General features: G+C 66.6%; 22 protein-coding genes. 16 read left to right on the top strand and 6 right to left on the bottom strand.

Annotation, left to right across the window (positions count from 1 at the left end):
• Positions 1-256: 256 nt before the first annotated feature.
• The 6 genes from D1012_RS12635 to idi all read left to right on the top strand — a co-directional run bounded on the left by D1012_RS12635 (position 257) and on the right by idi (position 6,679).
• A complete protein-coding gene (locus tag D1012_RS12635; RefSeq protein ID WP_118152732.1) occupies positions 257-1,063 on the top strand; it encodes a cobalamin B12-binding domain-containing protein in 807 nt (268 codons plus the stop codon).
• Between the two features lie 45 nt (positions 1,064-1,108).
• Complete coding sequence (gene ppsR, locus D1012_RS12630; RefSeq protein ID WP_118152730.1) at positions 1,109-2,521, top strand: transcriptional regulator PpsR; 1,413 nt, start codon at positions 1,109-1,111, stop codon at positions 2,519-2,521.
• Between the two features lie 216 nt (positions 2,522-2,737).
• On the top strand, positions 2,738-3,646 hold the full coding sequence (gene chlG, locus D1012_RS12625) for a chlorophyll synthase ChlG (protein WP_118152728.1): 909 nt from the start codon (positions 2,738-2,740) through the stop codon (positions 3,644-3,646).
• Entirely contained in the window at positions 3,643-4,938 is a 1,296-nt protein-coding gene (locus D1012_RS12620) for a BCD family MFS transporter (RefSeq protein WP_118152726.1), read from the top strand. The genes chlG and D1012_RS12620 overlap by 4 nt, the downstream gene beginning before the upstream one ends.
• 2 nt (positions 4,939-4,940) lie before the next feature.
• On the top strand, positions 4,941-6,134 hold the full coding sequence (locus D1012_RS12615; protein WP_118152724.1) for a geranylgeranyl diphosphate reductase: 1,194 nt from the start codon (positions 4,941-4,943) through the stop codon (positions 6,132-6,134).
• Positions 6,131-6,679, top strand: coding sequence for an isopentenyl-diphosphate Delta-isomerase (idi, locus tag D1012_RS12610; protein WP_118152722.1), 549 nt, complete (start codon positions 6,131-6,133; stop codon positions 6,677-6,679). Before D1012_RS12615 ends, idi begins: the two co-directional genes overlap by 4 nt.
• 178 nt (positions 6,680-6,857) lie before the next feature.
• Here idi and bchO read toward each other — a convergent pair whose 3' ends face one another.
• Genes bchO through crtA form a run of 4 tightly spaced genes read right to left on the bottom strand, consistent with a single transcriptional unit; the run spans position 6,858 to position 11,110 of the window.
• On the bottom strand, positions 6,858-7,721 hold the full coding sequence (gene bchO / locus D1012_RS12605) for an alpha/beta fold hydrolase BchO (RefSeq protein ID WP_118152720.1): 864 nt from the start codon (positions 7,719-7,721) through the stop codon (positions 6,858-6,860).
• Between the two features lie 3 nt (positions 7,722-7,724).
• The gene (locus tag D1012_RS12600; RefSeq protein WP_118152718.1) at positions 7,725-9,386 is read right to left on the bottom strand and encodes a magnesium chelatase subunit D; all 1,662 of its coding nucleotides are present in this window, start codon (positions 9,384-9,386) and stop codon (positions 7,725-7,727) included.
• A 6-nt stretch (positions 9,387-9,392) separates the two neighbouring features.
• On the bottom strand, positions 9,393-10,448 hold the full coding sequence (bchI, locus tag D1012_RS12595; RefSeq protein WP_118152716.1) for a magnesium chelatase ATPase subunit I: 1,056 nt from the start codon (positions 10,446-10,448) through the stop codon (positions 9,393-9,395).
• Positions 10,448-11,110, bottom strand: a complete 663-nt coding sequence (crtA, locus tag D1012_RS12590) for a spheroidene monooxygenase (protein WP_435530917.1) — start codon at positions 11,108-11,110, stop codon at positions 10,448-10,450. The genes bchI and crtA overlap by 1 nt, the downstream gene beginning before the upstream one ends.
• Before the next feature lie 191 nt (positions 11,111-11,301).
• On the opposite strand from crtA, the gene D1012_RS12585 reads away from it, so the two are divergent.
• The 3 genes from D1012_RS12585 (at position 11,302) to tspO (ending at position 14,622) form a co-directional block, all read left to right on the top strand.
• Complete coding sequence (locus D1012_RS12585) at positions 11,302-12,882, top strand: phytoene desaturase (RefSeq protein ID WP_118152714.1); 1,581 nt, start codon at positions 11,302-11,304, stop codon at positions 12,880-12,882.
• Positions 12,879-13,883: a 15-cis-phytoene synthase gene (crtB, locus tag D1012_RS12580; protein ID WP_118152712.1), complete on the top strand. Its 1,005-nt coding sequence runs from the start codon at positions 12,879-12,881 to the stop codon at positions 13,881-13,883. The genes D1012_RS12585 and crtB overlap by 4 nt, the downstream gene beginning before the upstream one ends.
• A 259-nt stretch (positions 13,884-14,142) precedes the next feature.
• Entirely contained in the window at positions 14,143-14,622 is a 480-nt protein-coding gene (tspO, locus tag D1012_RS12575; protein ID WP_118152710.1) for a tryptophan-rich sensory protein TspO, read from the top strand.
• A gap of 66 nt (positions 14,623-14,688) precedes the next feature.
• Here the strand turns inward: tspO and crtC are convergent, their stop codons facing one another.
• The gene (gene crtC, locus D1012_RS12570; protein ID WP_118152708.1) at positions 14,689-15,531 is read right to left on the bottom strand and encodes a carotenoid 1,2-hydratase; all 843 of its coding nucleotides are present in this window, start codon (positions 15,529-15,531) and stop codon (positions 14,689-14,691) included.
• Positions 15,528-17,114: a 1-hydroxycarotenoid 3,4-desaturase CrtD gene (gene crtD, locus D1012_RS12565; RefSeq protein ID WP_233517110.1), complete on the bottom strand. Its 1,587-nt coding sequence runs from the start codon at positions 17,112-17,114 to the stop codon at positions 15,528-15,530. The genes crtC and crtD overlap by 4 nt, the downstream gene beginning before the upstream one ends.
• Before the next feature lie 89 nt (positions 17,115-17,203).
• Here crtD and D1012_RS12560 point away from each other — a divergent pair, with 89 nt between their 5' ends.
• The 7 genes from D1012_RS12560 to pufQ all read left to right on the top strand — a co-directional run bounded on the left by D1012_RS12560 (position 17,204) and on the right by pufQ (position 24,653).
• On the top strand, positions 17,204-18,073 hold the full coding sequence (locus tag D1012_RS12560; protein WP_118152706.1) for a polyprenyl synthetase family protein: 870 nt from the start codon (positions 17,204-17,206) through the stop codon (positions 18,071-18,073).
• A gap of 3 nt (positions 18,074-18,076) precedes the next feature.
• The gene (locus D1012_RS12555) at positions 18,077-19,180 is read left to right on the top strand and encodes a methyltransferase (protein ID WP_118152704.1); all 1,104 of its coding nucleotides are present in this window, start codon (positions 18,077-18,079) and stop codon (positions 19,178-19,180) included.
• 153 nt (positions 19,181-19,333) lie between these two features.
• Positions 19,334-20,278, top strand: a complete 945-nt coding sequence (bchC, locus tag D1012_RS12550) for a chlorophyll synthesis pathway protein BchC (protein WP_118152702.1) — start codon at positions 19,334-19,336, stop codon at positions 20,276-20,278.
• Positions 20,275-21,279: a chlorophyllide a reductase iron protein subunit X gene (locus D1012_RS12545; RefSeq protein ID WP_118152700.1), complete on the top strand. Its 1,005-nt coding sequence runs from the start codon at positions 20,275-20,277 to the stop codon at positions 21,277-21,279. Before bchC ends, D1012_RS12545 begins: the two co-directional genes overlap by 4 nt.
• Positions 21,280-21,342: 63 nt before the next feature.
• Entirely contained in the window at positions 21,343-22,869 is a 1,527-nt protein-coding gene (bchY, locus tag D1012_RS12540; protein WP_118152698.1) for a chlorophyllide a reductase subunit Y, read from the top strand.
• 88 nt (positions 22,870-22,957) lie between these two features.
• Positions 22,958-24,448 carry a chlorophyllide a reductase subunit Z gene (gene bchZ / locus D1012_RS12535; RefSeq protein ID WP_118152696.1) on the top strand — a complete coding sequence of 497 codons (1,491 nt, stop codon included), beginning with the start codon at positions 22,958-22,960 and terminating at the stop codon, positions 24,446-24,448.
• Positions 24,441-24,653 carry a cytochrome PufQ gene (gene pufQ / locus D1012_RS12530; RefSeq protein WP_118152694.1) on the top strand — a complete coding sequence of 71 codons (213 nt, stop codon included), beginning with the start codon at positions 24,441-24,443 and terminating at the stop codon, positions 24,651-24,653. The genes bchZ and pufQ overlap by 8 nt, the downstream gene beginning before the upstream one ends.
• The last annotated feature ends 144 nt before the right edge of the window (positions 24,654-24,797 follow it).

Below are 24,797 nucleotides of genomic sequence, written 5' to 3'. Positions count from 1 at the left end.
ACAGTATTGCGGGCGAAGTGCGCGCGACCTGTCAGGTGTATATGTCAGTCATCTGGGCTCATGATTGACGGGTTTGTGCTACCTGTTCAAAAGATTGCGGGTGGCTTGCTGGTTTTGACCTATCTGCCATGTGTCAATTTGATTTGACAATATAAGGTCACTGAGTGACAGTCGGGGCCAGGAGCGCATTGTTTTCGGAAAAATCCTGTGCGGTTCTGCCGGTCGTCCGGTCCGGCTGTTGAGGCGGACCGGCAAGATGGTTTCGGAGCCAGGGATGCAGGATGGCAACTTTTCGGTCGATGGGCTGCGCGGATTGAGCGGTGTGGGTATTACCCGGCTTGCGACCGATGCGATGGCCAGAATCGCGGCGCGCGACAGTGCGGCCTGTGCCACGCTGAAAGAGCCGGTGGTGGCGGCCATGATGGCGGCGGCCCGGTCTCGTGATCCCGGCGTGATGAACCGGCTCTGGTCCGATTTCAGGCGGTCAAAAATCTCTGACCGGATGCTGGCCGATCACTATATCCCCGAAGTGGCCCGCAGGCTGGGGCGCAGATGGGAAGATGACACTGCCTCGTTTGCCGAGGTGAGCATCGGGTCGGCCCGGCTGCAGACCTTGCTGCATGAGGTGAGCAAGGGCTGGGTGGCTGGTGGTACGGCAATACCGGGGGCTGCGACGGTGCTGATGATCGTGCCGCCGGGCGAGCAGCATACGCTGGGCGCGGTGGTGGCGACGGGATGGTTGCGGCGCAACGGGGTATCGGTCTGCCTGCGGATTGCGCCCACACAGGCAGAACTTGCGGCAATTCTGGCGCAACGGCGTTTTGACGGTGCAATGATTTCGGTTGCCTGTCACGAAAAGCTTGAAACTTGCACCGGCTTGGTGAAAACCCTGAAGGAAGACCCTTCGGCCGGACTGCGCATCGCCTTGGGAGGGGCGATACTGGAACTGGAACGGGGGGAGGACGTTGCGGCTGTGTCAGGGGCGGATATCGTGACCAACGATCTGCCAAAAGCGGTGGAGGCTCTGGGCCTGACCGCCAGGCGGACCCTGATGGCAGTATAACTCAAAGCGCGCCGGCTGGTGTGCAGGAAAAGAACGGATAGTCAGGTGACTACGGATGGACGGCACCTTTTGAACGGTGGAAAGCTTCCGCTGATTGCGCCCGAACTGTTGGGCGAGATCATTGCCTCTGCCGGTGATCTTGCGCTTTTGATCTCCCCCTCTCACAAGGTTGTTTCGGTTCTGGTGAACCCGGCGCAGGGTATTCAGGCGCGGGTTGCGGATTGGGAAGGCGTTTCGCTGCAATCGATTCTGGCTGCCGAAAGCTGGCGCAAGCTGGAGGCGCGGCTGGCCGATCTGGGCAACCGGCGCACCCCGGCGGTGATCGAGCTGAACCATGCCGACCGGACCGCCTGGGAATTTCCGGTGCGTTACAGTCTGCACAGGATCGGGTCCGACGACTCGGTGCTGATGATCGGCCGTGATCTGCGCCCGATTGCCGAGGTGCAGCAACAGCTGATTTCTGCGCAGCTGGCGCTGGAGCGGGATTATGAGGCGCAGCGTGAGGCGGACACCCGCTACCGCGTGCTGATGGAGGTGGGGCGCGACCCGATTGTCATCGTCTCGATGTCCACCGGGCGGATCACCGATCTGAACCCGGCAGCGGCGACCCTGCTGGGCGGCAGCCGGGCCGATATGATCGGAGCTGCCATCGCACAAGAGTTTGAGGGCCGGCGTCGGGGCGAGTTTCTGGAAAGCATGGCCAATCTGGCCGTTGCCGAAAGTGCCGGGCCAATCGAATTATCGGCGCGCCGGTCGCAAAAGCGGCTTCTGGTGACGCCGACGATGTTCCGCGCTGCGGGTGAGCGGTTGTTGATGTGCCAGCTCGACCATGCCGATACGGTGACGCCGCAGGGCGATGACCTGACCGGCAATCTGGCGCGGCTGTATCAGGATGGCGTTGACGGGATCGTGTTTACCGATGCCGATGGCATCATCGTATCGGCCAATGAGGCGTTTCTGAACCTGACCGACAGCGCCAATACCGCCTCGGTCCGGGGCCGGTCGCTGGCTGATTATCTGGCGCGCGGCGCGGTCGATCTGCGGGTGCTGATGGATAACGTCAAGCGCACCGGGCAGTTGCGGCTCTATGCGACCCGGCTGACCACCGATTTCTCGGGGCAGACGGCGGTAGAGCTGTCGGCCAGCTGGCTGAATGACCGCCCCAATCCGGTTCTGGCGCTGGTGGTGCGCGATGTCAGCCGGGCGGACAGTTTGCGCCGTCCCGCAGGCGTGCCGAATGAAGAGGGGATGCGCAATGTGATGGAGCTGGTCGGCTCGTCCACCCTGCGCGACATTGTGGCCGAAACCACGGATGTCATCGAGAAAATGTGCATCGAAACCGCGCTGGAGCTGACCCGCAACAACCGGGTGGCGGCGGCCGATATGCTTAGCCTGTCGCGGCAATCGCTGTATGTGAAGCTGCGCAAATACGGGCTGATCAACAAGGACAGCGACTGATACGACGTTCTGTCTCGGCCTGTTTGCTCGGCCGTTCATCTTGGCTGAAATACTCTTTGGGGGTCCGGGGCGGGGCGAAGCGCCCCCCCGGCGGTGGTCTGCAAGAGCCTGACGGTCTACTGATCTGACGCCTTGGGCAGAATGTGTAATGTATAATTTACATTATTTGTGTTTCGACCCCTTGCCCGACTCTCGATTGTCATGTGTAGTTGACATATGACTGTCAGCATCGCCCCCTTTGCCCGTACCACCCCACAGCCCCGCGCCATGCTGGAGCTGATCAAGCCGATTACCTGGTTCCCGCCGGTCTGGGCCTATCTGTGCGGCGCGGTGTCGTCGGGGGCGGCACTGTCGGGGAACTGGGGGATCGTGATCCTTGGCATGGTGCTGGCCGGGCCGGTGGTCTGCGGTATGTCACAGGCGGCGAATGACTGGTGCGACCGGCATGTGGATGCCGTGAACGAGCCGGGCCGCCCGATCCCCTCGGGCCGGATTCCGGGTCGGTGGGGCCTGTATATTGCGCTGGTGATGACGGTGCTGAGCCTCGTCATCGGCTGGCTGCTGGGGCCGTGGGGCTTTGGCGCGACGGTTGCCGGGGTGATCGCCGCCTGGGCCTATTCGGCCGAGCCGGTGCGGCTGAAGCGCTCGGGCTGGTGGGGGCCAGGGCTGGTTGGCCTGTCCTATGAGGGTCTGCCATGGTTCACGGGTGCTGCGGTGCTGCTGTCAGCAGCGCCCCGGTTTGAGGTCGTGATCATCGCACTGCTCTATGCGCTTGGCGCGCATGGCATCATGACACTGAATGATTTCAAGGCGCTGGAAGGCGACCGCCAGCATGGCGTGCGCTCCTTGCCGGTTGTGCTGGGTCCAGAGGTGGCCGCGCGGATCGCCTGCACCACGATGGCGATGGCGCAGGCGGTGGTGATCGCGCTCTTGCTCATCTGGGGCGCGCCCTGGCATGCGGGGGCGGTGATCCTGCTGCTGCTGGCACAGGTGCTGGCGATGCGGCGGCTGTTCCGCGACCCGAAGAAATACGCGCCATGGTACAACGGCACCGGGATTGTGTTCTATGTCTCTGGCATGATGATCGCCGCCTTTGCCCTGCGAAATCTGGGGGGTGCGGGATGAAGCTCAGCTGGCTCCAGATCATCCGCCTTGGCCTTGTGCAGATGTGTCTGGGCGCTGTGGTGGTGTTGACCACCAGCACGCTGAACCGGCTGATGGTGGTCGAGCTGGCCTTGCCCGCGCTGGTGCCGGGGCTGCTGGTGGCGCTGCATTATGGCATCCAGATCACCCGGCCCAACTGGGGGTTCCGGTCGGACACCCGCGGCAACCGGACGCTGTTCATCATCGGTGGCATGGCGGCGCTGTCTGCGGGCGCGTTTCTGGCGGCGGTTGGGGTTGTGATCATCCCGGCGCAGCCTGTGGCCGGGTTGGCGCTGTCGGTCGCGGCCTATGCGCTGATCGGGGTGGGGGTGGGGGCATCCGGCACCTCGCTGCTGGCATTGCTGGCCACCGCCACCGCGCCAGAGCGGCGGGCGGCAGCGGCGACGATCACATGGCTGATGATGATCTTCGGCATTGCCGTCACGGCGGGCACGGTTGGGCATTTCCTCAAGGATTACACCCCGGTCCTGCTGCTGGAAATCGTCGGCATCGTGACCCTTGGCGCAGTGGTGCTGACCACATTGGCGGTCTGGGGCATCGAATCCCACGTGATCGCCGAGCGTGAGGCCGATCCGACCCCGTTTCGGCAAGGCCTGGCGCAGATCTGGGCCGAGCCGCAGTCGCGCGCCTTTACGCTGTTCGTGTTCCTGTCGATGACCGCTTATTTCATGCAGGAGCTGATTCTGGAGCCCTATGCCGGCCTCGTCTTCGGTTACGGCGTCGGGCAAAGCACCCAGTTGTCGGGCGCGCAGAATGGCGGGGTGTTCCTTGGCATGCTGGCAGTCGGCATTGCCGCCACCGGCCTGCGGATCGGCACGCTGCGGCACTGGGTGGTGGCGGGCTGTGTCGGATCGGCGGTCGCCCTGGCGGGGATTGCGGGTCTGGGGCAGACCGGCATCGGCCTGCTGGTGCCTGCGGTGATCGCTCTGGGCTTTTTCAACGGCATGTTCGCGGTGGCGGCCATCGGCTCGATGATGGCGCTTGCCGGGCAGGGGCGCGGCGCGCGCGAAGGCACGCGCATGGGCCTGTGGGGCGCGGCGCAAGCGCTTGCCGCCGGGTTCGGCGGCTTGCTGGGCGCGGCGAGTGTTGATCTGTTCCGACTGTGGTTGCCTGCCAATACTGCCTTTGGCCTGGTGTTTCTGGCCGAGGCGGGTCTGTTTCTGATCGCCGCCCTGATCGCCCTGCGTGTGATTGATGCGACCAAAGGGGGGCGCGACGCGCGGCCCCCTGCCATAGCCATTCCGGGAGAGTGACCATGCAGTATGATGTGTTTGTCGTCGGCGGCGGGCCTTCGGGCGCGACCGCTGCCGAAGATCTGGCGCGGGCGGGATACCGGGTGGCGATGCTGGATCGGGCCGGGCGGATCAAGCCTTGCGGTGGCGCGATCCCGCCGCGTGCGATCCGCGATTTCGACATTCCCGACGCGATGCTTGTGGCAAAAATCCGCACCGCCCGGATGATCAGCCCCACGGGGCGCGCCGTCGATATCCATATCGAGGGCGGCTATGTCGGCATGGTCGACCGGGAAGAGTTCGACGAATTCCTGCGCGACCGCGCCGCGATGAATGGCGCCGACCGGCTGACCGGCACCTTTCTGCGGGTGGAGCGGGATGCGGCCGGAACCCATGTGATCTGGCGCGACAAGGCCAGCGGAGAAGAGCGGCGCAGCCGCACCCGGCTGGTCATCGGGGCCGATGGCGCGCGCTCTGCCGTGGCACGGGCCGAGGTGCCGGGCGGTGACAAGATTCCTTACGTCATCGCCTATCATGAGATTATCAAGGCCCCCGAAGGCGGCTTTGCCGCCAATGCCGATTACGACCCGATGCGCTGCGATGTGATCTATGACGGCAAGATCAGCCCGGATTTCTACGGCTGGGTATTCCCGCATGGCAAGCATGCGAGCGTCGGCATGGGGACCGAGGTGGACGGGGTTGACCTGAAGGTGGCCACCGCCGCCTTGCGCGCCATGTCTGGCCTGACCGGCTGTGAGACCATCCGCAAGGAGGGCGCGCCAATTCCGCTCAAGCCCTTGGACCGCTGGGACAATGGCCGCGATGTGGTGCTGGCGGGCGATGCGGCGGGGGTGGTGGCCCCTTCGTCGGGCGAGGGGATTTTCTACGCCATGGCCGGGGGCCGCGTGGCCGCGACGGCGGCGCAGGCGGCACTGCTGTCGGGGCGGGCCAAGGATCTGCGGCTGGCGCGCAAGATGTTCATGCGCGAGCATGGCACGGTGTTCCGGGTCCTGCGCTCGATGCAGGATGCCTATTACCGCAGCGACGACCGGCGCGAGCGTTTTGTCAGCCTGTGCCATGACATTGATGTTCAAAAGCTGACGTTCGAGGCTTATATGAACAAATCTCTGGTCAAGGCGCGGCCGATGGCCCACGTCAAGATCGGGATCAAGAATATGGCGCATCTGTTGGGGTTGGTATCGCCGAAGTGGTCATGAACGCAGAGACAGAAGAACTGATTCCGGCCTGGGTCGATGGCACGCTTGCCCCGGTGGGCAAGCTGGAGGTGCATCAGCGCGGGTTACGGCACAAGGCGGTGTCGGTCTTTGTGACCGATGGTGGTCGCGTGCTGATCCAGCGCCGGGCGCTGTCGAAATATCACACGCCGGGGCTTTGGGCCAACACCTGCTGCACCCATCCGCGCTGGGATGAGGATGCCGCCACCTGTGCCCTGCGCCGCCTGCGCGAAGAGCTGGGGATCACCGGTTTGGTCCCGGCCCTTGCCGACCGGGTGGAATACCGCGCCGATGTCGGCGGCGGTCTGATCGAGCATGAACTGGTCGATATCTTTGTCGCCGAGGCCGGGGCAGGGCTGGTGGTAGCACCTGACCCGGATGAGGTGATGGACACGCGCTGGGTCGAGCTGCACGATCTGTCGGATGAGGTGCGGCACAGCCCGGAGCGCTTTACGCCCTGGCTGAAGATTTACATGACCGAGCACATGGCCCGCATCTTTGGCGCAAGCGTCGGGGTAGGACGCTAACGTCTTTCGGTGCGCCGCCCCCCCACCCCCAGCCCCTCCCCACAAGGGGGAGGGGAGGCGCTTTTACGTAAATTGCCTGCCTGTGTTGCCACCCGACGCGTTGACCATCGGACGCGCCGGTTTTGCCAATCGCCTCCCTCCCCCCTCGTGGGGGAGGGCTGGGGTGGGGGGGGCGCCATCAAATCCGCGCCGCCAGCCAGGGCAGCAGCACCGCTGCCACCTGATCCGCCGCCTCTTCATGCACCAGATGGCCAAAGCCTGCGAGTTCCGCATAGGTCGCATCCGGCATATGCACCACCGCATCGCGCGACACCTTTGGCGGCACCGCCATATCGCGGTCTGACGCGATCAGCAGAACCGGCTCTTGCAGCGAGGGCAGCCGTGCCATCAGCCCGTCCAGCCGCCATTGCGCCATCATCCCCAGCGTGCCGCCGACATGACCCGCATCGCGCACCAGCGTCAGGTATTGCGCCTGCCCCGCCGCATCCAGCGGCGAGCCGGTGCCGGTCAGCAGTTTGTTGACCGTGGCCGGATTGCCCCAGAGCTTTGCCACCGCCGCGCCCACAAAGGGCGTGACCGCCAGCGCGCGCGCCATCAGCGGAAACATCACCCCCGCCGCGCCGTCAAAGGTGCCAAGGGCGGCATTGATGCCGATGATCGCCTGCAGCGGGGTCAGATCGGCCATGCGCAGCGCAATCGCCGCCCCTGCCGAATGGCCGATCACCGCCTGTGGCGCCATGCCTGCGCTTTGGCACAGGCGGGTCAGGTCTTCGGCCATCGCGTCGAGGCCCAAGCGGCGCATGCCGCCCGGGCGGGTGCAGCCCTGACCGGGCAGATCGGGCACGATCACGCGGTAGGTCTCTGACAGCAAAGGGATCAGCGCGCGGAAACTGTGACCCGATCCGCCCGCGCCGTGCAGCAACAGCAGCACAGGCGCATCCTTTGGCCCGGCGTCGATCACCCACCAGTCATGTGGGCTCACGCGGATGTGGCGGGCGTCGGCCCGGTAGGGCCAGTCGGCGGGCAGGCGGGCGCTGTCCATCCGCTACTCCCCCAGGGCCGCAGACAGCACGCCCGACAGCCGCCGCGCATCGGCACGGGGCAGGGCGAGATAGGGCGCATCCATCTGGCGCGCCATCTCGGACAGGCTGGGTTGCGGGCGGTTGGCGGTGTCGATCACCACCGCAGGAAAGCCCGTAGCGCGGATCGCGCGGGCCAGCCGCTGCGCGTCTGCCTCGGCCTGCGCGCGGTTGGCGCTGCCATCCAGTGCGATATTGCCACGCCCGTCGGTCAGAAGCGCAATCGTGGGCGTCAGCCCGCGCGCGCGGGCCTGCGCGGCGGTCGCCATCGCCAGTTGCATACCGGCGGCCAGTGGCGTGCCACCGCCGCCCGGCAAACCGGCAAGGCGGCGCTTGGTCTGCACAAGGCTACGGGTCGGCGGCAGGATCAGTTCGGCCCCGGTGCCCCGGAACGACACCAGCGCCACATGATCGCGGCGGGCATAGGCGGCGGCCAGCAGCAGTTCCACCGCGCCCTTGGCCTCGGCCAGCCGGGCAAAGGCCGATGAGCCGGAGGCATCGACGGCAAAGATCAGCACCCGGTCAGAGGTCTCGACGAAGCGTTTGACGCGGATGTCTGCGGCGCGCACCAGCAGCACCGCAGCGCTTTGCGCCGCTCTGCGACGCAGAGGTTGCCAGGGCGCGGCGGCGCGCAGGGTGGCGACCAGATCAATCCGCGCAGCCGATCCCAGCCTGCCGGGGCGTGACGGCAAGGGGCGACCGCGGCGGTTGCCACTGCGCGCGGCCCCGGTGCCGCTGGCACCCTTGGCGGTGCGGGCGGCACGGCCAGCGGTCAGTTGTGCTAACAGATCAGCGGGCAGGGCGGCGCGGGCCGCTTCCACCAGCATATCCTCGGGGAAGGGCTGGCTTTGGTCTGCGCTGTCTTGCGGGCTGTCGTCGCCCGCATCGGGCGGTGGCGGCTCTGGCTGGTCCTGCGGGGTTGCTTCTGGCAAGGGCAGGGCGCGGTGGCCGTAGATCAGCTCGGCGGCTTGGCGCAGGTCGTCGTCGGTGACTGTGGTGCGCCTTGCCCATGCGGCCAGCGCGCGCGCGGCGGCCATCGCCAGCAAGGGCGCGCGCAATGACGCGATGCCCAGTTCTGCCGCCGCGCGGGTCAGGGCGCTTGCGGCATCGGGCGGCAGGGTTACGGCGGGAAACAGGGCGCGGGCCTCGGCCAAGGCCTTGTGATCCATGGAAATTTCGGCGGTGTCAGACCATGCTATGCCGTCCAGATCCACAAACAGCCCCAGCCGGTCGGTCAGTGCCAGCGGCAGGCCCTCGCCTTCCTCTGCCGCCTCATCCAGCGCGATCAGGCAATGGCCACGGGTGTCCAGCGCATGGGCCAGCCGCGCCGACAGCCCCGGTGGCACGCGTTCGGCCATGGTCAGCACCAACGCCGCAGGCTGGCTCAGCAACCCGCGCGATGTCACAGGGCGGCCGGTGGCCAGCGTGGCGGGCAGATCCAACCCGCCATAAAGCGCGTCATCGGCAAGGCCGGGGTGCAGCCGCACCACCGGCAGCGGCAGCGCGGTCAGCGCCGCCGTCACCCGGTCGCGCACCGCCCCGCTGCGCGCGCGCAGCCACAGGCCCTTGAGCCCCTCAGGGTCGATGGCCAGCAACTGCAGCGCGAGGGTGATCCGGTCCCAGTCCATGAGTGCCTACGGCAAAACCTCATCCACCATGCGCGCCACGCGCACGCCCGACCCCGCCTCATCCAGCGGGTCGCGGCGCAGACGGTGCGACAGCGCCATCACCGCCACCGCCTTCAGATGGGCGCGGGTCACGGTCTGCGCGCGGTCAAACGCCGCCTGCGCGCGGGCAGCGCGCAACAGCGTCAGCTCGCCCCGCAAGCCGTCAGAGCCGAGCGCGATGCACAGCGACGCGCAATCATGCAGCAGGGTGTTGGGCGTGGTCAGCTGCGGCAGCGCCACGCGGGCGGCAAGGATACGGTCGCGCAACGCGCCATCCGCCGCCTGCCAGTCAGGCATGAAGGCGTCATAGCCGGTCTCATAGGCATCACGGCGCAGGATCACCTGCACCCGCGTCTCCACATCGCGGGGGCTGGTCACCTCGACCGACAGGCCAAAGCGGTCGAGCAATTGGGGGCGGAGTTCGCCTTCCTCGGGGTTGCCGGAGCCGACCAGCACAAAGCGCGCGGCGTGGCGGATCGACAGACCCTCGCGTTCCACCACGTTTTCACCGGATTGGGCGACATCGAGCAACAGGTCAACGATGTGATCCTCCAGCAGGTTGACCTCGTCGATATAGAGATACCCGCGATTGGCGCGGGCCAGCAGGCCCGGCTCAAACGCCTTTTCGCCGCGCGTCAGCGCACGTTCGATGTCGAGCGCGCCTACCACGCGGTCTTCGGTCACGCCAAGCGGCAGATCGACCACCGGGGTCGGCTTGCGGATCACTTGCGTGGCGGTGATCTGCGCCCAATCCGGGCACTGGTCGGGGCGGGCAGAGTTGACCGGGCACCCCTCCACCGCCTCGATCTCGGGCAGCAGCGCCGCCAGCGCGCGCACGGCGGTTGATTTGCCGGTGCCCCGGTCGCCGAACACCAGAACGCCGCCGATGCCGGGGTCAATTGCGGTCAGCACCATGGCTTGTTTCATCGCCTCCTGCGCGACGATGGCCGAAAACGGAAACGGCTGGCGCGAGGGGGTGCGCTTGGGCAGGGCGTGGATGTTGGGAGCAGTCTCAGCTTGCATCAGGCGGCGTCCTTTTCCTGTCTCAGCCGGGCCAGCGGATCGCCGCCCTGCCAGCTTCCCGCCGTGCCCAACAGGGCAAAGCGGGCGTAAAGTTCCTCGGCAAACCAGTTGCCATCGCGGACGGCGGCAATCGCCTGCCCGTGCGGGCCGTTGCCGCGCGCGAACCGGGCCATGCTTGCTGCATCGGGCCAGACCGAAAACGTGACCTGATGCAGCAAGGGCACCTCGCCGATGCCGATCTTGAACACCACATTCGGGTCGCTGCCGATGGCGGCGGAAATGTCGGGCACCCGGTTCCAGAACCGCAGCGCGCGGCCGGGGCGGATGGTGGCGCGGGTCAAGGCGATGACGGGGCCGCTGGCAGCGGGGGCGAGGCCGGGCAGGAACGGATTGACCCCCGCCCACGCGCCACGCGCCGAGGTGGGGTCCAGAAACAGGGTCCAGCTTTCTGCCGCGTGACTACGCCAGCGGGCAAAGACCGGGCTGGTCGCCACCGCGTCGCGCGCCGTCGCCTCATCCGGCCAGGTCGCCAGGATCGCCCAGACGCCCCAGTTCGGCTTTGGCGTAAAGCCCTCTCCGGTGCCCGATCCGCACAGCTTCCAGAACAGCGCGCGGCGTTCGCGGCGCAGGGTCAGGCGCGCGGCGGACATCTGGCCGATCACCCAAAGCCGGGGCAGGGCGCCGGAAAAGCGGAACAGGCTGAGGGTGGCTATGGGAATGGATCTGCCCTCCGTCTGGCGTGTATGTAAAGTTAGTCTGACACTAATTTCGTGCAAGAGAAAGCGACAACTCAGAATTTGTGAATGGTAAGGCTGTTGTTGTAAATTAAAATGGACAGTCTATCATCGGCCTTATGCAACATACCCCACGCCCCTGCGCTGCCTTTCCCACCTCTGATCCCACCCGACCGGATCAGGCTATTGTCATCGGTGCAGGCCTTGGTGGTCTGGCCTCGGCCATGCGGCTTGGGGCCAAGGGCTACCGGGTGACGGTGCTCGACCGGCTGGACCGGGCGGGTGGGCGCGGCTCGTCGATCACCAAGGGCGGCCACCGATTCGATCTGGGGCCGACGATTGTGACGGTGCCGCAGGGCCTGCGCGACCTGTGGGCCGCCTGCGGGCGTGATTTCGACGCCGATGTCGCGCTCCGACCGCTGGACCCGTTCTACGAGATCCGCTTTGCCGATGGCGAGACCTTTACCGCCCGGCAGAATGACGCCGCGATCAAGGCTGAGGTGGCACGGATTTCCCCTCGCGACTCAAAGGGCTATGCGCAGTTCCTCAAGGACTCCGAGGCGCGCTATTGGTTCGGCTACGAGGATCTCGGCCGCAAGCCGATGCACCGGCTTTGGGATACGGTAAAGGCGATCCCGAAGTTCGCCATGATGCGGGCCGACAGGTCGGTCTATGCCCATGCAGCCGCCCGCGTCAAAGATGAACACCTGCGCTTTGCGCTGTCGTTCCACCCGCTGTTCATCGGCGGCGATCCGTTCAACGTGACCTCGATGTATATCCTTGTCAGCCATCTGGAAAAGGCGTTCGGGGTGCATTACGCCATGGGCGGGGTGCAGGCGATTGCCGATGCCATGGTGCGGGTGATCGAGGGCCAGGGCGGCACGGTGGTGCAGGGCGCGGAGGTGGATGAAATCACCCTCTCCGCCGGCCGCGCCTCGGGCGTGCGGCTGGTCACGGGTGAAACCCTGCCGGCGGCGGTGGTCGTCTCCAACGCCGATGCGGGGCATACCTATGACCGGCTGCTGCGCAACGCGCCCAAAAAGCGCTGGACCCCGGCAAAGCTGAAGCGCGCGCGCTGGTCGATGGGGCTGTATGTCTGGTATTTCGGCACCAAGGGTACGGCGGGCATGTGGCGCGGTGTGGGCCATCACTCCATCGTCGTCGGCCCGCGTTACCGTGAGCATATCAAGGATATCTTCATTCGCGGTCGGCTGGCGGAGGACATGAGCCTCTATGTGCATCGCCCTTCGGTCACTGATCCGAGCTGCGCGCCCAAGGGGGATGATACGTTCTACGTGCTCTCGCCGGTGCCGCATCTGGGGCATGACACCGGGGTGGACTGGGCGGTCGAGGAAGAGCCCTACCGCGCAAAGATGCTCAAGGTTCTGGAAGAGCGCCTGCTGCCGGGGCTGACCGGGCGGGTGACGGAAAGCCTGACATTCACGCCCGAGACCTTTCGGGACCGCTATCTGTCGCCTTATGGCGCCGGGTTTTCCATCGAGCCGCGCATCCTGCAATCGGCCTGGTTCCGGCCGCATAACATCAGCGAAGAGCTGCCGGGCCTGTATCTGGCCGGGGCGGGGACGCATCCGGGGGCGGGGCTGCCAGGGGTGATCGGCACGGCAGAGGTGTTGGGTCGACTGGTGCCGGATGCGCCGGGCGGGGTCGCACCGGCCGCGTTGCGGATGGCGGCAGAATGATCGCGCCTGACGATATGGCGGCTTGCCGCGCCGCGATCCGCACCGGGTCTTTGTCGTTCCATGCCGCGTCACGGGTGTTGCCCGCGCGGGTGCGCGACCCGGCGCTGGCGCTCTATGCCTTCTGCCGGGTGGCGGATGATGAGGTGGATGAGGGGGCGGACAAGGCCGGGGCGGTCTTGCGGCTGCGCGACCGGCTGGAACTGGTCTATCAGGGACGCCCGCGCGATGGCTATGCCGACCGGGCCTTTGCCGCGGTGGTCGAGGATTTCGAGATGCCGCGCGCGCTGCCCGAGGCTTTGCTGGAGGGGCTGGCCTGGGATGCGATCGGGCGGCGCTATGACACGCTGTCGGGCGTGCTGGACTATTCGGCGCGGGTGGCAGGGGCGGTGGGGGCGATGATGTGCGTGCTGATGCGGGTGCGCGACGCCGATGCCTTGGCGCGGGCCTGCGATCTGGGGCTGGCGATGCAGCTGACCAACATCAGCCGCGACGTGGGTGAGGATGCGCGGGCGGGGCGGGTGTTTCTGCCGCTGGACTGGCTGCGTGCCGAGGGGGTGGCGGTGGAGCGGTTTCTGGCGACGCCTGCGGCCTGCGACGGCGTGCGGCGGGTGACGGCGCGGCTGCTGGGCGAGGCGGAGCGGCTCTATCTGCGGGCCGAGGCCGGGGTGGCGGCGCTGCCGCTGGCCTGTCGTCCGGGGATCTTTGCCGCCCGGCATATCTATGCCGGGATCGGCGGTCAGGTGGCGCGGGCCGGGTTTGATTCGGTCAGCCTGCGGGCGCGGACGGGCAAGGGGCAAAAGCTGGGCTGGCTGATGCTGGCCGGGCTTCGCGCCGCCGCCTCGCCGCTGCTGCCGCGACCGGCGGTGCTGCATGCAAGGCCAGCGGCGGAGGTGGCGTTTCTGGTCGAGGCGGCGGCACGGCAGGGTGCGGCGCGGGGCCGGTCGGAGGCGCTGTTCGAGGTGCTGGCCCAGCTGGAAGCCCGGTCGCGCGGACTGGCGTGATCAGGCAGATGCCCACTGTGTTACAGCCTGGTGTTTCATTTGAAATCAATGGGATGGCAGTGGACCGTTAAGGGATTTTTAAGGTTTTGACTGGGGTGCTGTGTGCAGGCACATACCCTGCGGAACCGGCGCGGCCTGTGCTGCGTTCAGCCTCGAACCAGACCCGTGCGCGACGGTGCCGCGCCTGCGATGGTCTCGCTTTGGCTTGCGCTTTGGTGGGTCTGGTCTAGAAAGAACGGGTCACCGAAAGGGCGGGTTCATGGATTTTGCGTTGTTTTTCACCTATCTGGCGGCCTGCGGGGCTGCGGCGGCGACGGGGGCGATGTTTCAGCCCGGCGACTGGTACAAGGGATTGTCCAAACCCTGGTGGACGCCGAAAGACTGGATGTTTCCGGTCGCCTGGACGGTGCTGTATCTGAGCATGGCCATTGCCGCGATGCGGGTGGCGATGCTGGCAGGGTCTGACGACCGGGTGGGGCAGGCGCTGGCACTCTGGGCGCTGCAGATTGCGCTGAACACGCTGTGGACGCCGGTGTTTTTCGGGCTGCGGCGGATCCGGGCGGGGCTGATCGTGCTTGGCCTGCTGTGGATTGCGGTGGCGGCGACGCTGGCGGCGTTCTGGCAGATTGATCCGGTGGCGGGCTGGCTGTTTGCGCCCTATCTTTTGTGGGTGACGATTGCGGGGGCGCTGAATGCCTCGGTCTGGATGCGCAATCCTGTGGCTGTCCGCGCGGGCTGAGGGTTCGGGAGCGCTCCGCGCGGGAGTATTTTGAAAGCAGCAATGCGGAAGGGGCCTGCCCGGCGGTCAGTCGGGGAAGCTCCAGTTTGCGCGGCGCGGGACGCGGACGGCAAGCATGGGTTTCAATAGCGGCTGGCGAAAGCGGATAAGGTCGAGGGCTTCGTGCACGCCGGTGGTCTGCTCGCCGTTGATACGGGTCTCGACCAACGAGCGGCTGTAGAACGGCGCGTCGAGCATGTTGAGGCGTTGGCGGGGTGTGGTGCCAGCGTCGGCGCGGGTTTCACGTTTGACCTGCCACAGGCTGCGGGCAAAGCGGGTGCAGGGCGGGGCGGTGGTTTCGCGCACAGCACCTGTGGCGTCGATCTCTACCGCGAGGTCGAGGGTGCTGCCATCGCGGCGGGTGGCGTCGTAGATGCACAGCGCCCCGCCCTGCATCGGAAAGCGGCCCCATGTCCAGAAATCGAAATCATCCTCCAGCGCGCGGCTGCCGAAATTGGCGTCGAAATAGCCGTGACCCTGCCACTGGTGGCCTTGGGTCAGGTTGACGGCGATGTGGCAGGTGGGGGCAAAGGGACGCCAGATATGGGCGGCGTCCGGGGTCAGCAGCACCTCGGTCTGCGTGACCGCCTGCGGGGTCAGGATGATCTGGCCGCGCACCGGCGTGACCATGGGCGGCGCGCCCCATTCGTTGATGTCGATGATCAGCTGGCGGCCGGTCCAGTGCAGTTTGCTGGGGCCGACGTTGAGCGTGTCGGCGCTGCGGCGCAAGGCAGAGCGGCCGCGGTCGGTCATGGTAAAGCGGCTGCCGGGGCCGTAGGTGGCGACGTTGATGCAGCAGTGATTTTCGGGGTCGCGGCGGCCCGACCAGCGATACCAGGGCGAGAACACCGAGCCGATGAAGCCGATCACCGAAACGGCGCGCGTGCCGTCGGTGCTGACCCCGTCGATATACCACCAGGCGTAGCCATTTGGGGCGACGTGGACCCGGAAATCCGGTCCTGCCAGATCGCCGCGACCGTGTGCCGGGCGGAGAGGGCTGCCATCGGCACCCCCGCTCCCGGATGCGCCCCGCCGCCCGCCAGCGTGAGGCCCGGCAAGCCGGTCTGCGCGGTCGGGCGTTGGAACGCCGCCAGCATCCCCTCGGGCGAGCGGCCGTAGATCGCGCCCTGTGACCCCGGATACAGGCTGGCCAGATGGCTGGGTGTGGTCAGGGCTGTGGGGTCCGGGTCGGGCGAGAAGCTCAGGCCGAAGGCCTTGAGCCGGGGGAAGGTGCGCTGGCGGCATCGGGGTTCCTCGTCTGGATCGGGCTGAAGGTTTGCGGGGGCATTGAGAATGATTTCGAACCGTTCCAGGCCCTGGGGCGGCGTGGGGGTGCGGTCTTGGGCGCAAAGGTAGAGCGTGGGCTTTTCGGGGGCGCGGCCCTGACCGATGGGCCCGAATTCGGCCTGGGGATCATCGGTGAAAAAGACGTTGTGATGGGTCAGGTCTGCGCCCTGGGCGGTGGCGGCAAAGGCCCAGACATGGGCCGAAAGGCTGCGCGGGGTGGTTCTGCCCTGCGGGATCGCTGTGCGTGCTTCGGGGCCAAGCAGGCCAGCGGTCAGGGCGGCGGGGTCGCCGTTGAAGACGCAGGTGTGACAGGGCAGCAGGTGGCCGCCTTCGGTCTCCACGCCTGAGACACGGCCATTGCGGGTGTGGATGCGGCGGGCGGCGGTGGCGAAGTGGAAGCGGACGCCCATGCTGGCGGCAAGGCGGGCGAGGGCGGCGGCAAGGCTGTGCATCCCGCCCTCGACCGCCCAGACGCCCTGTGCCTCGGCGCGCCAGATCAGGGCGAGCACGCCGGGGGCATGGCGCGGGCGGCCGCCGACGTAAGTGGCGTAGCGGGCGAACAGCTGGATCAGCCGGGGGTCGCGGAAGTGCTGTTTCAGCAGGCTTTCGAGCGACATGCCGGGGAGGAGGGCGGGCCAGAGCCGGGGCCGGGTGGCGGCGGCGCGGGCGATCTGCAACGGGTTCGGTCTGGCGGCGCGCATCATGGGGGCGTCAAAGGCGGTGAGCAGGGATTGGGCCAGCCGGTCAAAGCGGGCGAAGGCGGCGGCCTCCCGCGGGCCGGCAAAGGCGTGGATGGCTGCGATATTCGCCTCGGTGTCGGGGGAGAGGTCGAGCGTGGGGCTGCCCTGCCACCAGTGGCGGGCGAGGATGGGTTGCGGGATCAGGCGGATGTGGTCGTCGAGGCGCTGACCGGCGAGGGCGAACAGCGCGTCAAACTCGCTGCGCATCGTCAGCACGGTGGGGCCGGTGTTGACCGGGCCTGCGGGCGAGGGCAGGGCGCGGGCCTTGCCGCCGGGGATGTCGGCGCGCTCGATCACGGTGACGGCAAGGCCCATGGCCGCGAGCCGGATGGCGGCGGCCAGACCGCCGAAGCCGGCACCGATGATGACCACTGTGTCGTGCTGTTCCATGCCGGACATGATGGCGGAGTCGCTGCGGTTGTCCATAGTGAATGACAATGAAGTGTAAGTTTTAGTTTACACATGTGCTGCACGCTGCCACGATGGCGGGCAGAGGCGTCAGGAAAGGGCGGCAGATGGCACTGGACGGGCGGGTAGAGGCGGCGATGCTGCGGGCGATGGCTTTGGTGCAGTCGGGGGTTGCCCCACCACGGCTTGGGGCGGCGCTGCCCTATGCGGTGTTTCCGGGTGGGGCGCGGATCCGGCCCACCATTTTGTTGTCGGTCGCGCTCGCGTGCGGCGATGACCGGCCCGGGCTGTCGGATGCGGCGGCGGTGGCGCTGGAGCTGATCCATTGCGCCAGCCTTGTGCATGATGACCTGCCCGCGTTTGACGATGCCGATCTGCGGCGCGGCAAGGCGACGGTGCACCGGGCCTTTGGCGAACCGCTGGCGGTGCTGGCGGGCGATTCGTTGATCGTTTTGGCGTTTGAGGTGCTGGCGCGTGCGGGGGGGGATGCGCCGGAGCGGGCCTTGCGGCTGGTGGCGCATCTGGCGCAGCGCACGGGGATGCCGCATGGCATCTGTGCCGGGCAGGGCTGGGAGAGTGAGACGCAGATTGATCTGGACGCTTATCACCGGGCCAAAACCGGGGCGCTGTTCATTGCCGCCACCCAGATGGGCGCGCTTGCAGCGGGGCAGGATGCCGAGCCGTGGGAGGAATTGGGCGCGCGGATCGGGGCTGCGTTTCAGGTCGCGGATGACCTGAAAGACGCGCTGTTGGGGGCCGAGGATATGGGCAAACCGGCGGGGCAGGATGCGGCGCATGGCCGGCCATCGGCGGTGGCCGCGCTGGGGGTTTCGGGGGCCGTGGCGCATTTGCGCGATATCCTGGGCGGGGCGATAGCCTCGATCCCGGCCTGTCCGGGGGAGGCGATGCTGGCGCAGATGGTGCGCGCCTATGCCGAAAAGATGACCCCGGCGCGGCTGACCGCCGCCAAGGGGTAGCGCATGGCCGATGTGCCGCTGGAGACGCCTGCGCGCGGGCCGGGCTGGCTGACGCGGCTGGCGATGTCGCCACGGGTTCATGCGATTATCGAGCGGATTCCGTGGCTTAGATTGACATCGCGTGCCGAGGGGCGCGCGCTGTTTGATGTGGTGTCGGGCTTTGTGCAATCGCAGGCGCTGCTGGCCCTGGTGGAATTGCGGGTGCTGCACCGGCTGGCCGAAGGGCCTGCGACGGCGGCGGCGCTGGGCCATGCGGCGGGGGTGCCCGAGTCGCGGATGGTGATCTTGTTGCAGGCCGGGGCGGCGCTGAAGCTCGTGCGGCAGGCGCGGGGCCTGTGGCATCTGACCCCGCGCGGCGGCGCGTTTCTGACCGTGCCGGGGCTGGAGGCGATGGTGCGGCACCATGATGTTTTGTACCGCGACCTGTCCGATCCGGTGGCGTTTTTCAGGGGCCAGACTCAGCCGGAGCTGGCCGGGTTCTGGCCCTATGTCTTTGGCGCGGGGGGGGCGGCTGACCCCGCCCTTGCCGCGCGCTACAGCCGGTTGATGAGCGACAGTCAGGCGCTGGTGGCGGCGGATACGCTGCGGCTGGTCAGCCTGCGCGGCACGCGCCATCTGATGGATGTGGGCGGCGGCACCGGGGCGTTTCTGCGCTGCGTGGCGGCGGCCTATCCGGGGCTGCGACTCACGCTGTTTGACCTGCCCGCCGTGGTGGCCGGGGCGGCGGCGCTACCCGGTTTGACCGTGCATCCGGGCAGTTTCCGCGACGATCCGCTGCCGGAGGGTGCGGATATGATCAGCCTGATCCGGGTGCTCTATGACCATTCCGACGACACGGTGGCGGCGCTGCTGGCGGCGGTGCATCGTGCCCTGCCGCCCGGTGGGCGGCTGCTGATTTCCGAGCCGATGTCGGGCGGGGCACGGCCCGACCCGGCAACGGATGTGTATTTCGCGGTTTACACTCTGGCAATGCAGACCGGGCGGACCCGGTCGGCGGCAGAGATTTCGGCGCTGCTGCAGGCCGCAGGCTTTGCCGGTGTCCGGGTTTTGCCGGGCGCGCGTCCCTATGTCACCTCGGCCCTCACTGCCCAAAAGCCTGCGCCGTAAGGCCCGGCAGGGGTGTTTTCAACCGCTGCACAGCTATCTGCCGAAAAAGTGTCCATTTAAATTGACAGATTAGAATGTAAGATTAAACTTACACCTAACGCAAAGACCCCAAGGGATCGCGACTCTGTGATCAAGGGGAGGAGAGGAGACCACGTGAGAACATCTGCCGTCATCCTGTCCGGGCCGCGCGATCTGGGGCTTGCGTCTTTGGGCCTCTGCGCTCCGACGGTCGGGGATCTGGTGGTCGAGGTGTCGCATTCCGGTATTTCGACCGGCACGGAAAAGCTGTTCTGGTGCGGCACAATGCCGCCGTTTCCCGGCATGGGCTATCCGCTGGTGCCCGGCTACGAGTCGTTTGGCGAGGTGGTGGAAGCCGCCCCGGAAAGCGGCTTTCGCGTCGGCGAGCATGTGTTTGTGCCCGGTGCCAATTGCTTTGCAGACAATGTGCGCGGGCTGTTCGGGGGCGCGTCGCGCCATCTGGTGACGCCTGCGGCGCGGGTGGCGCGGCTGGACCGGGGCATGGGCGCCGAGGGTGCGCTGCTGGCGCTGGCCGCAACCGCGCGGCATGCGCTGGCCGGGTTCAACACCGCGCTGCCCGATCTGATCGTGGGGCATGGCACGCTGGGCCGGTTGCTGGCGCGGCTGACCGTGGCGGCCGGGGCCCCTGCGCCGGTGGTTTGGGAGGTGAACCCCGCACGCCGCAGCGGTGCTGTCGGCTATGAGGTGATTGACCCCGCCGAAGATACACGCCGCGATTACAAGGCGATTTACGATGCCAGCGGGGCCACGGGCCTGCTGGACCAACTGGTGACGCGGCTGGCGCGCGGCGGTGAGGTGGTGCTGGCCGGGTTCTACACCGAGCCGGTGAGCTTTGCCTTTCCGCCTGCCTTTATGAAAGAGGCGCGGATCCGGATTGCCAGCGAATGGACCCCGGATGACCTGACTGCCACCCGCGCCCTGATCGAGAGCGGTGCCTTGTCCCTGTCGGGGCTGATCACCCACACCCGCCCGGCATCGGATGCAACAGAGGCCTATAGAACGGCCTTTGAAGACGCATCCTGCCTGAAAATGATTTTAGACTGGAGCGGCCACGCATGACCCTGGATATCCCGAACCTCAAGGATTTTGACGCCCGCCTGCGCGACGAGGCGCATGAAGAGCCCAACCTGGAGATCCCGCAGGGGGAGCCCACCAAGAAGACACAGATCATCGCGATCTATGGCAAGGGTGGCATTGGCAAATCCTTCACGCTGGCCAACCTGTCGCACATGATGGCCGAAATGGGCCAGCGGGTGCTGCTGATCGGCTGCGACCCGAAATCGGATACCACGTCGCTGCTGTTCGGTGGCAAGGCCTGCCCGACGATCATCGAGACCTCGACCCGAAAGAAACTGGCGGGGGAAGAGGTGAAGATCGGCGATGTCTGCTTCAAACGCGGCGGCGTGTTCGCGATGGAACTGGGCGGGCCGGAAGTGGGCCGGGGCTGCGGCGGGCGCGGGATCATCCATGGGTTTGAGCTGCTGGAAAAGCTGGGGTTTCACGACTGGGACTTTGACTATGTGCTGCTGGATTTCCTCGGCGATGTGGTCTGCGGCGGCTTTGGTCTGCCGATCGCGCGGGACATGGCGCAAAAGGTGATCCTGGTCGCGTCGAACGATCTGCAATCGCTGTATGTCGCCAACAATGTCTGCTCTGCGGTGGAGTATTTCCGGCGGCTGGGCGGCAATGTCGGCGTGGCCGGGCTGGTGATCAACAAGGATGACGGCACCGGCGAGGCGGCGGCCTTTGCGGCCGAGGTAAAGATTCCGGTGCTGGCGGCGATCCCGCAAGATGATGATCTGCGCAAGAAATCGGCGAATTATCATATCGTTGGCAGCTATGAAAGCCAGTGGGGACCGATGTTTGCTGATCTGGCGACAGCGGTGGGCCTTGCCCCCCCGGTGCGTCCGGCGCCGCTGACGCAGGACGGGCTGCTGGGCCTGTTCAGCGCCGAACACACCGGCGCGGATTTCGTGCTGACCCCGGCCACCGACGCCGACATGCGCGGCAAATACGCCGGAGTGAAGGTCTCGCTGGAAGTGGTGTATGACAATGTTTGATCTGGAAGCCTTGCGTCAGGTGGAAGAAGCGCTGCGCGCGATGCAGCGCAAGGCGGGGTCGCAATGAGCGGGTTGCGCCATGTCACGCCCGATCAGGCGGCTGTGCCATCGGTGGATGGCTTGGGCTGTCATGCCGGGGCGGATCAGATGGCAGCGGCGGCGCGGGCGGCGGGCAATTCGGACCTGTTGAACCGTTACGCAAAGGATTACCCGCAAGGCCCTCACGACAAACCACAATCCATGTGCCCGGCCTTTGGCTCCCTGCGCGTGGGTTTGCGGATGCGGCGGGTGGCGACGGTGCTGTCGGGGTCCGCCTGCTGTGTCTATGGGCTGACGTTTGTATCTCACTTTTATGGTGCCCGCCGGTCGGTTGGTTATGTGCCCTTCAACTCGGAGACGCTGGTGACCGGCAAGCTCTTCGAGGACATCCGCGACGCCGTGCACGAACTGGCCGACCCCGCGCGCTATGATGCGGTGGTGGTGACAAACCTGTGCGTGCCGACCGCCAGCGGCGTGCCGCTGCGGCTGTTGCCGAATGAAATCAACGGCGTGCGCATTGTGGGCATTGATGTGCCGGGGTTTGGCGTGCCGACCCACGCCGAGGCCAAGGATGTGCTGGCCGGCGCAATGCTGGCCTATGCGCGGGCGGAGATCATGGCGGGGCCGGTGGCTGCCCCGGCGTCGGGCCGGTCTGACCGCCCGACGGTGGCCCTGCTGGGCGAGATGTTCCCGGCCGATCCGATGATGATCGGCGCGATGCTGGCGCCGATGGGGCTGGCGGCGGGGCCGGTGGTGCCGTGCCGGGAATGGCGCGAGCTGTATGCCGCCCTTGATTGCAAGGTCGTGGCGGCGATCCACCCGTTCTACACGGCGGCGATCCGCGAGTTTCAGGCGGCGGGCCGGGCGGTTGTCGGCTCGGGTCCGGTCGGGTTTGATGGCACGATGGACTGGTTGAAGAACATCGGCGAAGCCTATGATGTGGCGTCAGAAAAGATCGTCGCTGCACAGAATGCCTTTGGCGCTGCGATCAAGGCTGCGCTGGCCGCGAACCCGATCCGGGGCCGGATCACGCTGTCGGGTTACGAAGGCTCTGAGCTGCTGGTGGCGCGGCTGCTGATCGAGAGTGGTGCCGAAGTGCCCTATGTCGGCACTGCTTGCGCGCGCAACGAATGGAGTGAGGCGGATCGCGCCTGGCTGGCCGACAAAGGGGTTGCGGTGAAGTTCCGCGCCAGTCTTGAAGATGATTGCGCGGCGATGGCCGGGTTCCAGCCGGATCTGGCGATTGGCACGACACCTGTGGTGCAAAAGGCAAAAGAGCTGGGAATTCCAGCGCTTTACTTCACGAACCTCATCTCGGCCCGGCCCTTGATGGGACCGGCTGGCGCGGGATCGCTGGCACAGGTGATCAATGCAGCGATGGGCAACAAGGCCCGGATGCTGGGGATGAAGACCTTTTTCGAAGGGGTCGGGTCGGGCGATACCGGCGGCATCTGGGAGGGCGCGCCCAACCTGCGCCCCGATTTCCGCGCCGCGCATCAGAAAAAGCTCGACAAGCTGGCGCGCGCCGCCAAGGCGGAGGAGATGATATGATCCTCCTGCCATTTTCTGTCTCTAAGTATCCCACGGGGGTGCGGGGGTGTGAAACCCCCGCTGCCGACCGCCATGCCGGGAGGTCCGCATGTTGATTCAGGACCACGACCGGGCAGGCGGCTACTGGGGCGCCATCTATGCCTTCTGCGCCGTCAAGGGCTTGCAGGTGGTGATCGACGGCCCGGTGGGCTGCGAGAACCTGCCGGTAACGTCCGTGCTGCACTACACCGATGGTCTGCCGCCGCATGAATTGCCGATCGTTGTCACGGGTCTGGGCGAGGATGAGATGACCTCGGGGACCGAGTCCTCGATGGCGCGGGCGTGGAAGACGCTGGACCCGGCGCTGCCCGCGGTGGTGGTTACTGGCAGCATTGCCGAGATGATCGGCGGTGGGGTGACGCCTGCGGGGACAAACATCCAGCGGTTTTTGCCGCGCACCATTGATGAGGATCAATGGCAATGCGCTGACCGGGCGATGACCTGGATCTTCACCGAGTTCGGCATGACCAAGGGCCGGATGCCGCTGGAGAAAAAGCGGGCCGAGGGCGACCGCCCGCGCGTCAATATTCTGGGACCGATGTATGGCACTTTCAACATGGCGTCGGACCTGTACGAGATCCGCCGTCTGGCCGAGGGCATCGGGGCCGAGGTCAATATGGTGATGCCGCTGGGCGCGCATCTGGCCGAGATGCGCAATCTGGTGAATGCCGATGTGAACATCGTGATGTACCGCGAGTTTGGTCGCGGTCTGGCCGAGGTGCTGGGCAAGCCGTACCTGCAGGCGCCGTTCGGCCTCGACTCGACCACTAAATTCCTGCGCGCCTTGGGCGATTTGCTGGGGCTGGACCCGGAGCCGTTCATCGAGCGCGAGAAGCATTCGACGCTGAAGCCGGTCTGGGATCTGTGGCGCTCGGTCACGCAGGATTTCTTTGCCACGGCGAGCTTTGCGATTGTCGCCAATGACACCTATGCGCGCGGCGTGCGGGCCTATCTGGAGGATGATCTGGGCCTGCCTTGCGCCTTTGCCGTGTCGCGCGTGGCAGGGTCAAAGACCAACAACGAGGCGGTGCGGGCGCAGCTGAAGCAGCACCGGCCGCTGATCGTGATGGGGTCGATCAATGAGAAGATGTATCTGGCGGAGCTGAAAGGTGGCCATGGTCCGGCCCCCAGTTTCATCGCTGCAAGCTTTCCCGGTGCTGCGATCCGGCGCCACACCGGCACGCCGTTCATGGGCTATGCCGGTGCGGTCTGGATCTTGCAGGAGGTGTGCAACGGGCTGTTCGAGGCCTTGTTCCATATCCTGCCGCTGGGGTCCGAGATGGACTCGGCGGCGGCCACGCCCACCACGCTGCGGCGTGATTTCCCATGGGATCTGGATGCGCAGGCCGCATTGGACCGTATCGTTTCCGAACATCCGGTGCTGACCCGGATCTCTGCCGCCAAATCCCTGCGGGATGCGGCGGAAAAAGCTGCGCTCGACCAAGGGGCCGAGCGGGTGATTGTCGAATTTGTCGAAGGATTGCGCGGCGATACCCGCCAATCCGTGAGCCGGGAAACCAAGGGAGGCACCCATGAGTGACCAGACCGCAGGCGGGCATGTGCACCGCACGCCGAAAGCCGAGTTCTACATCTATTTCGCAATGATTTTTCTGGTCGCCGTGCCCTTGTCCCTCGGGGCCTGGGTCTGGGCGGTGATCCGGCACCAGCGTCTGCCGGTGCATGGGCCGCTGGCCCGGGCCTGGCACGAGGCCGGGGCGATCACGCCCGCGATTTTCCGGCCGTAACCCGGCCCCGCACTTCCCTTCCGCCGCGCCCGTCGGAAGCCATCGCTTCGTTTTCCCGCAAGACCTGTGGGGAATCGGAAAACACGGAACGGCACTCCGCCGCTCCGTGACCCCCGCCGCAGGGTATGCGGCGGCAGTCTCCAA

The organism is Pseudotabrizicola alkalilacus, from assembly GCF_003443995.1.
GTDB lineage: Bacteria > Pseudomonadota > Alphaproteobacteria > Rhodobacterales > Rhodobacteraceae > Pseudotabrizicola > Pseudotabrizicola alkalilacus.
Note: the sequence above shows the minus strand (reverse complement) of the source record. Positions and strands in the feature narration are given on the sequence as shown.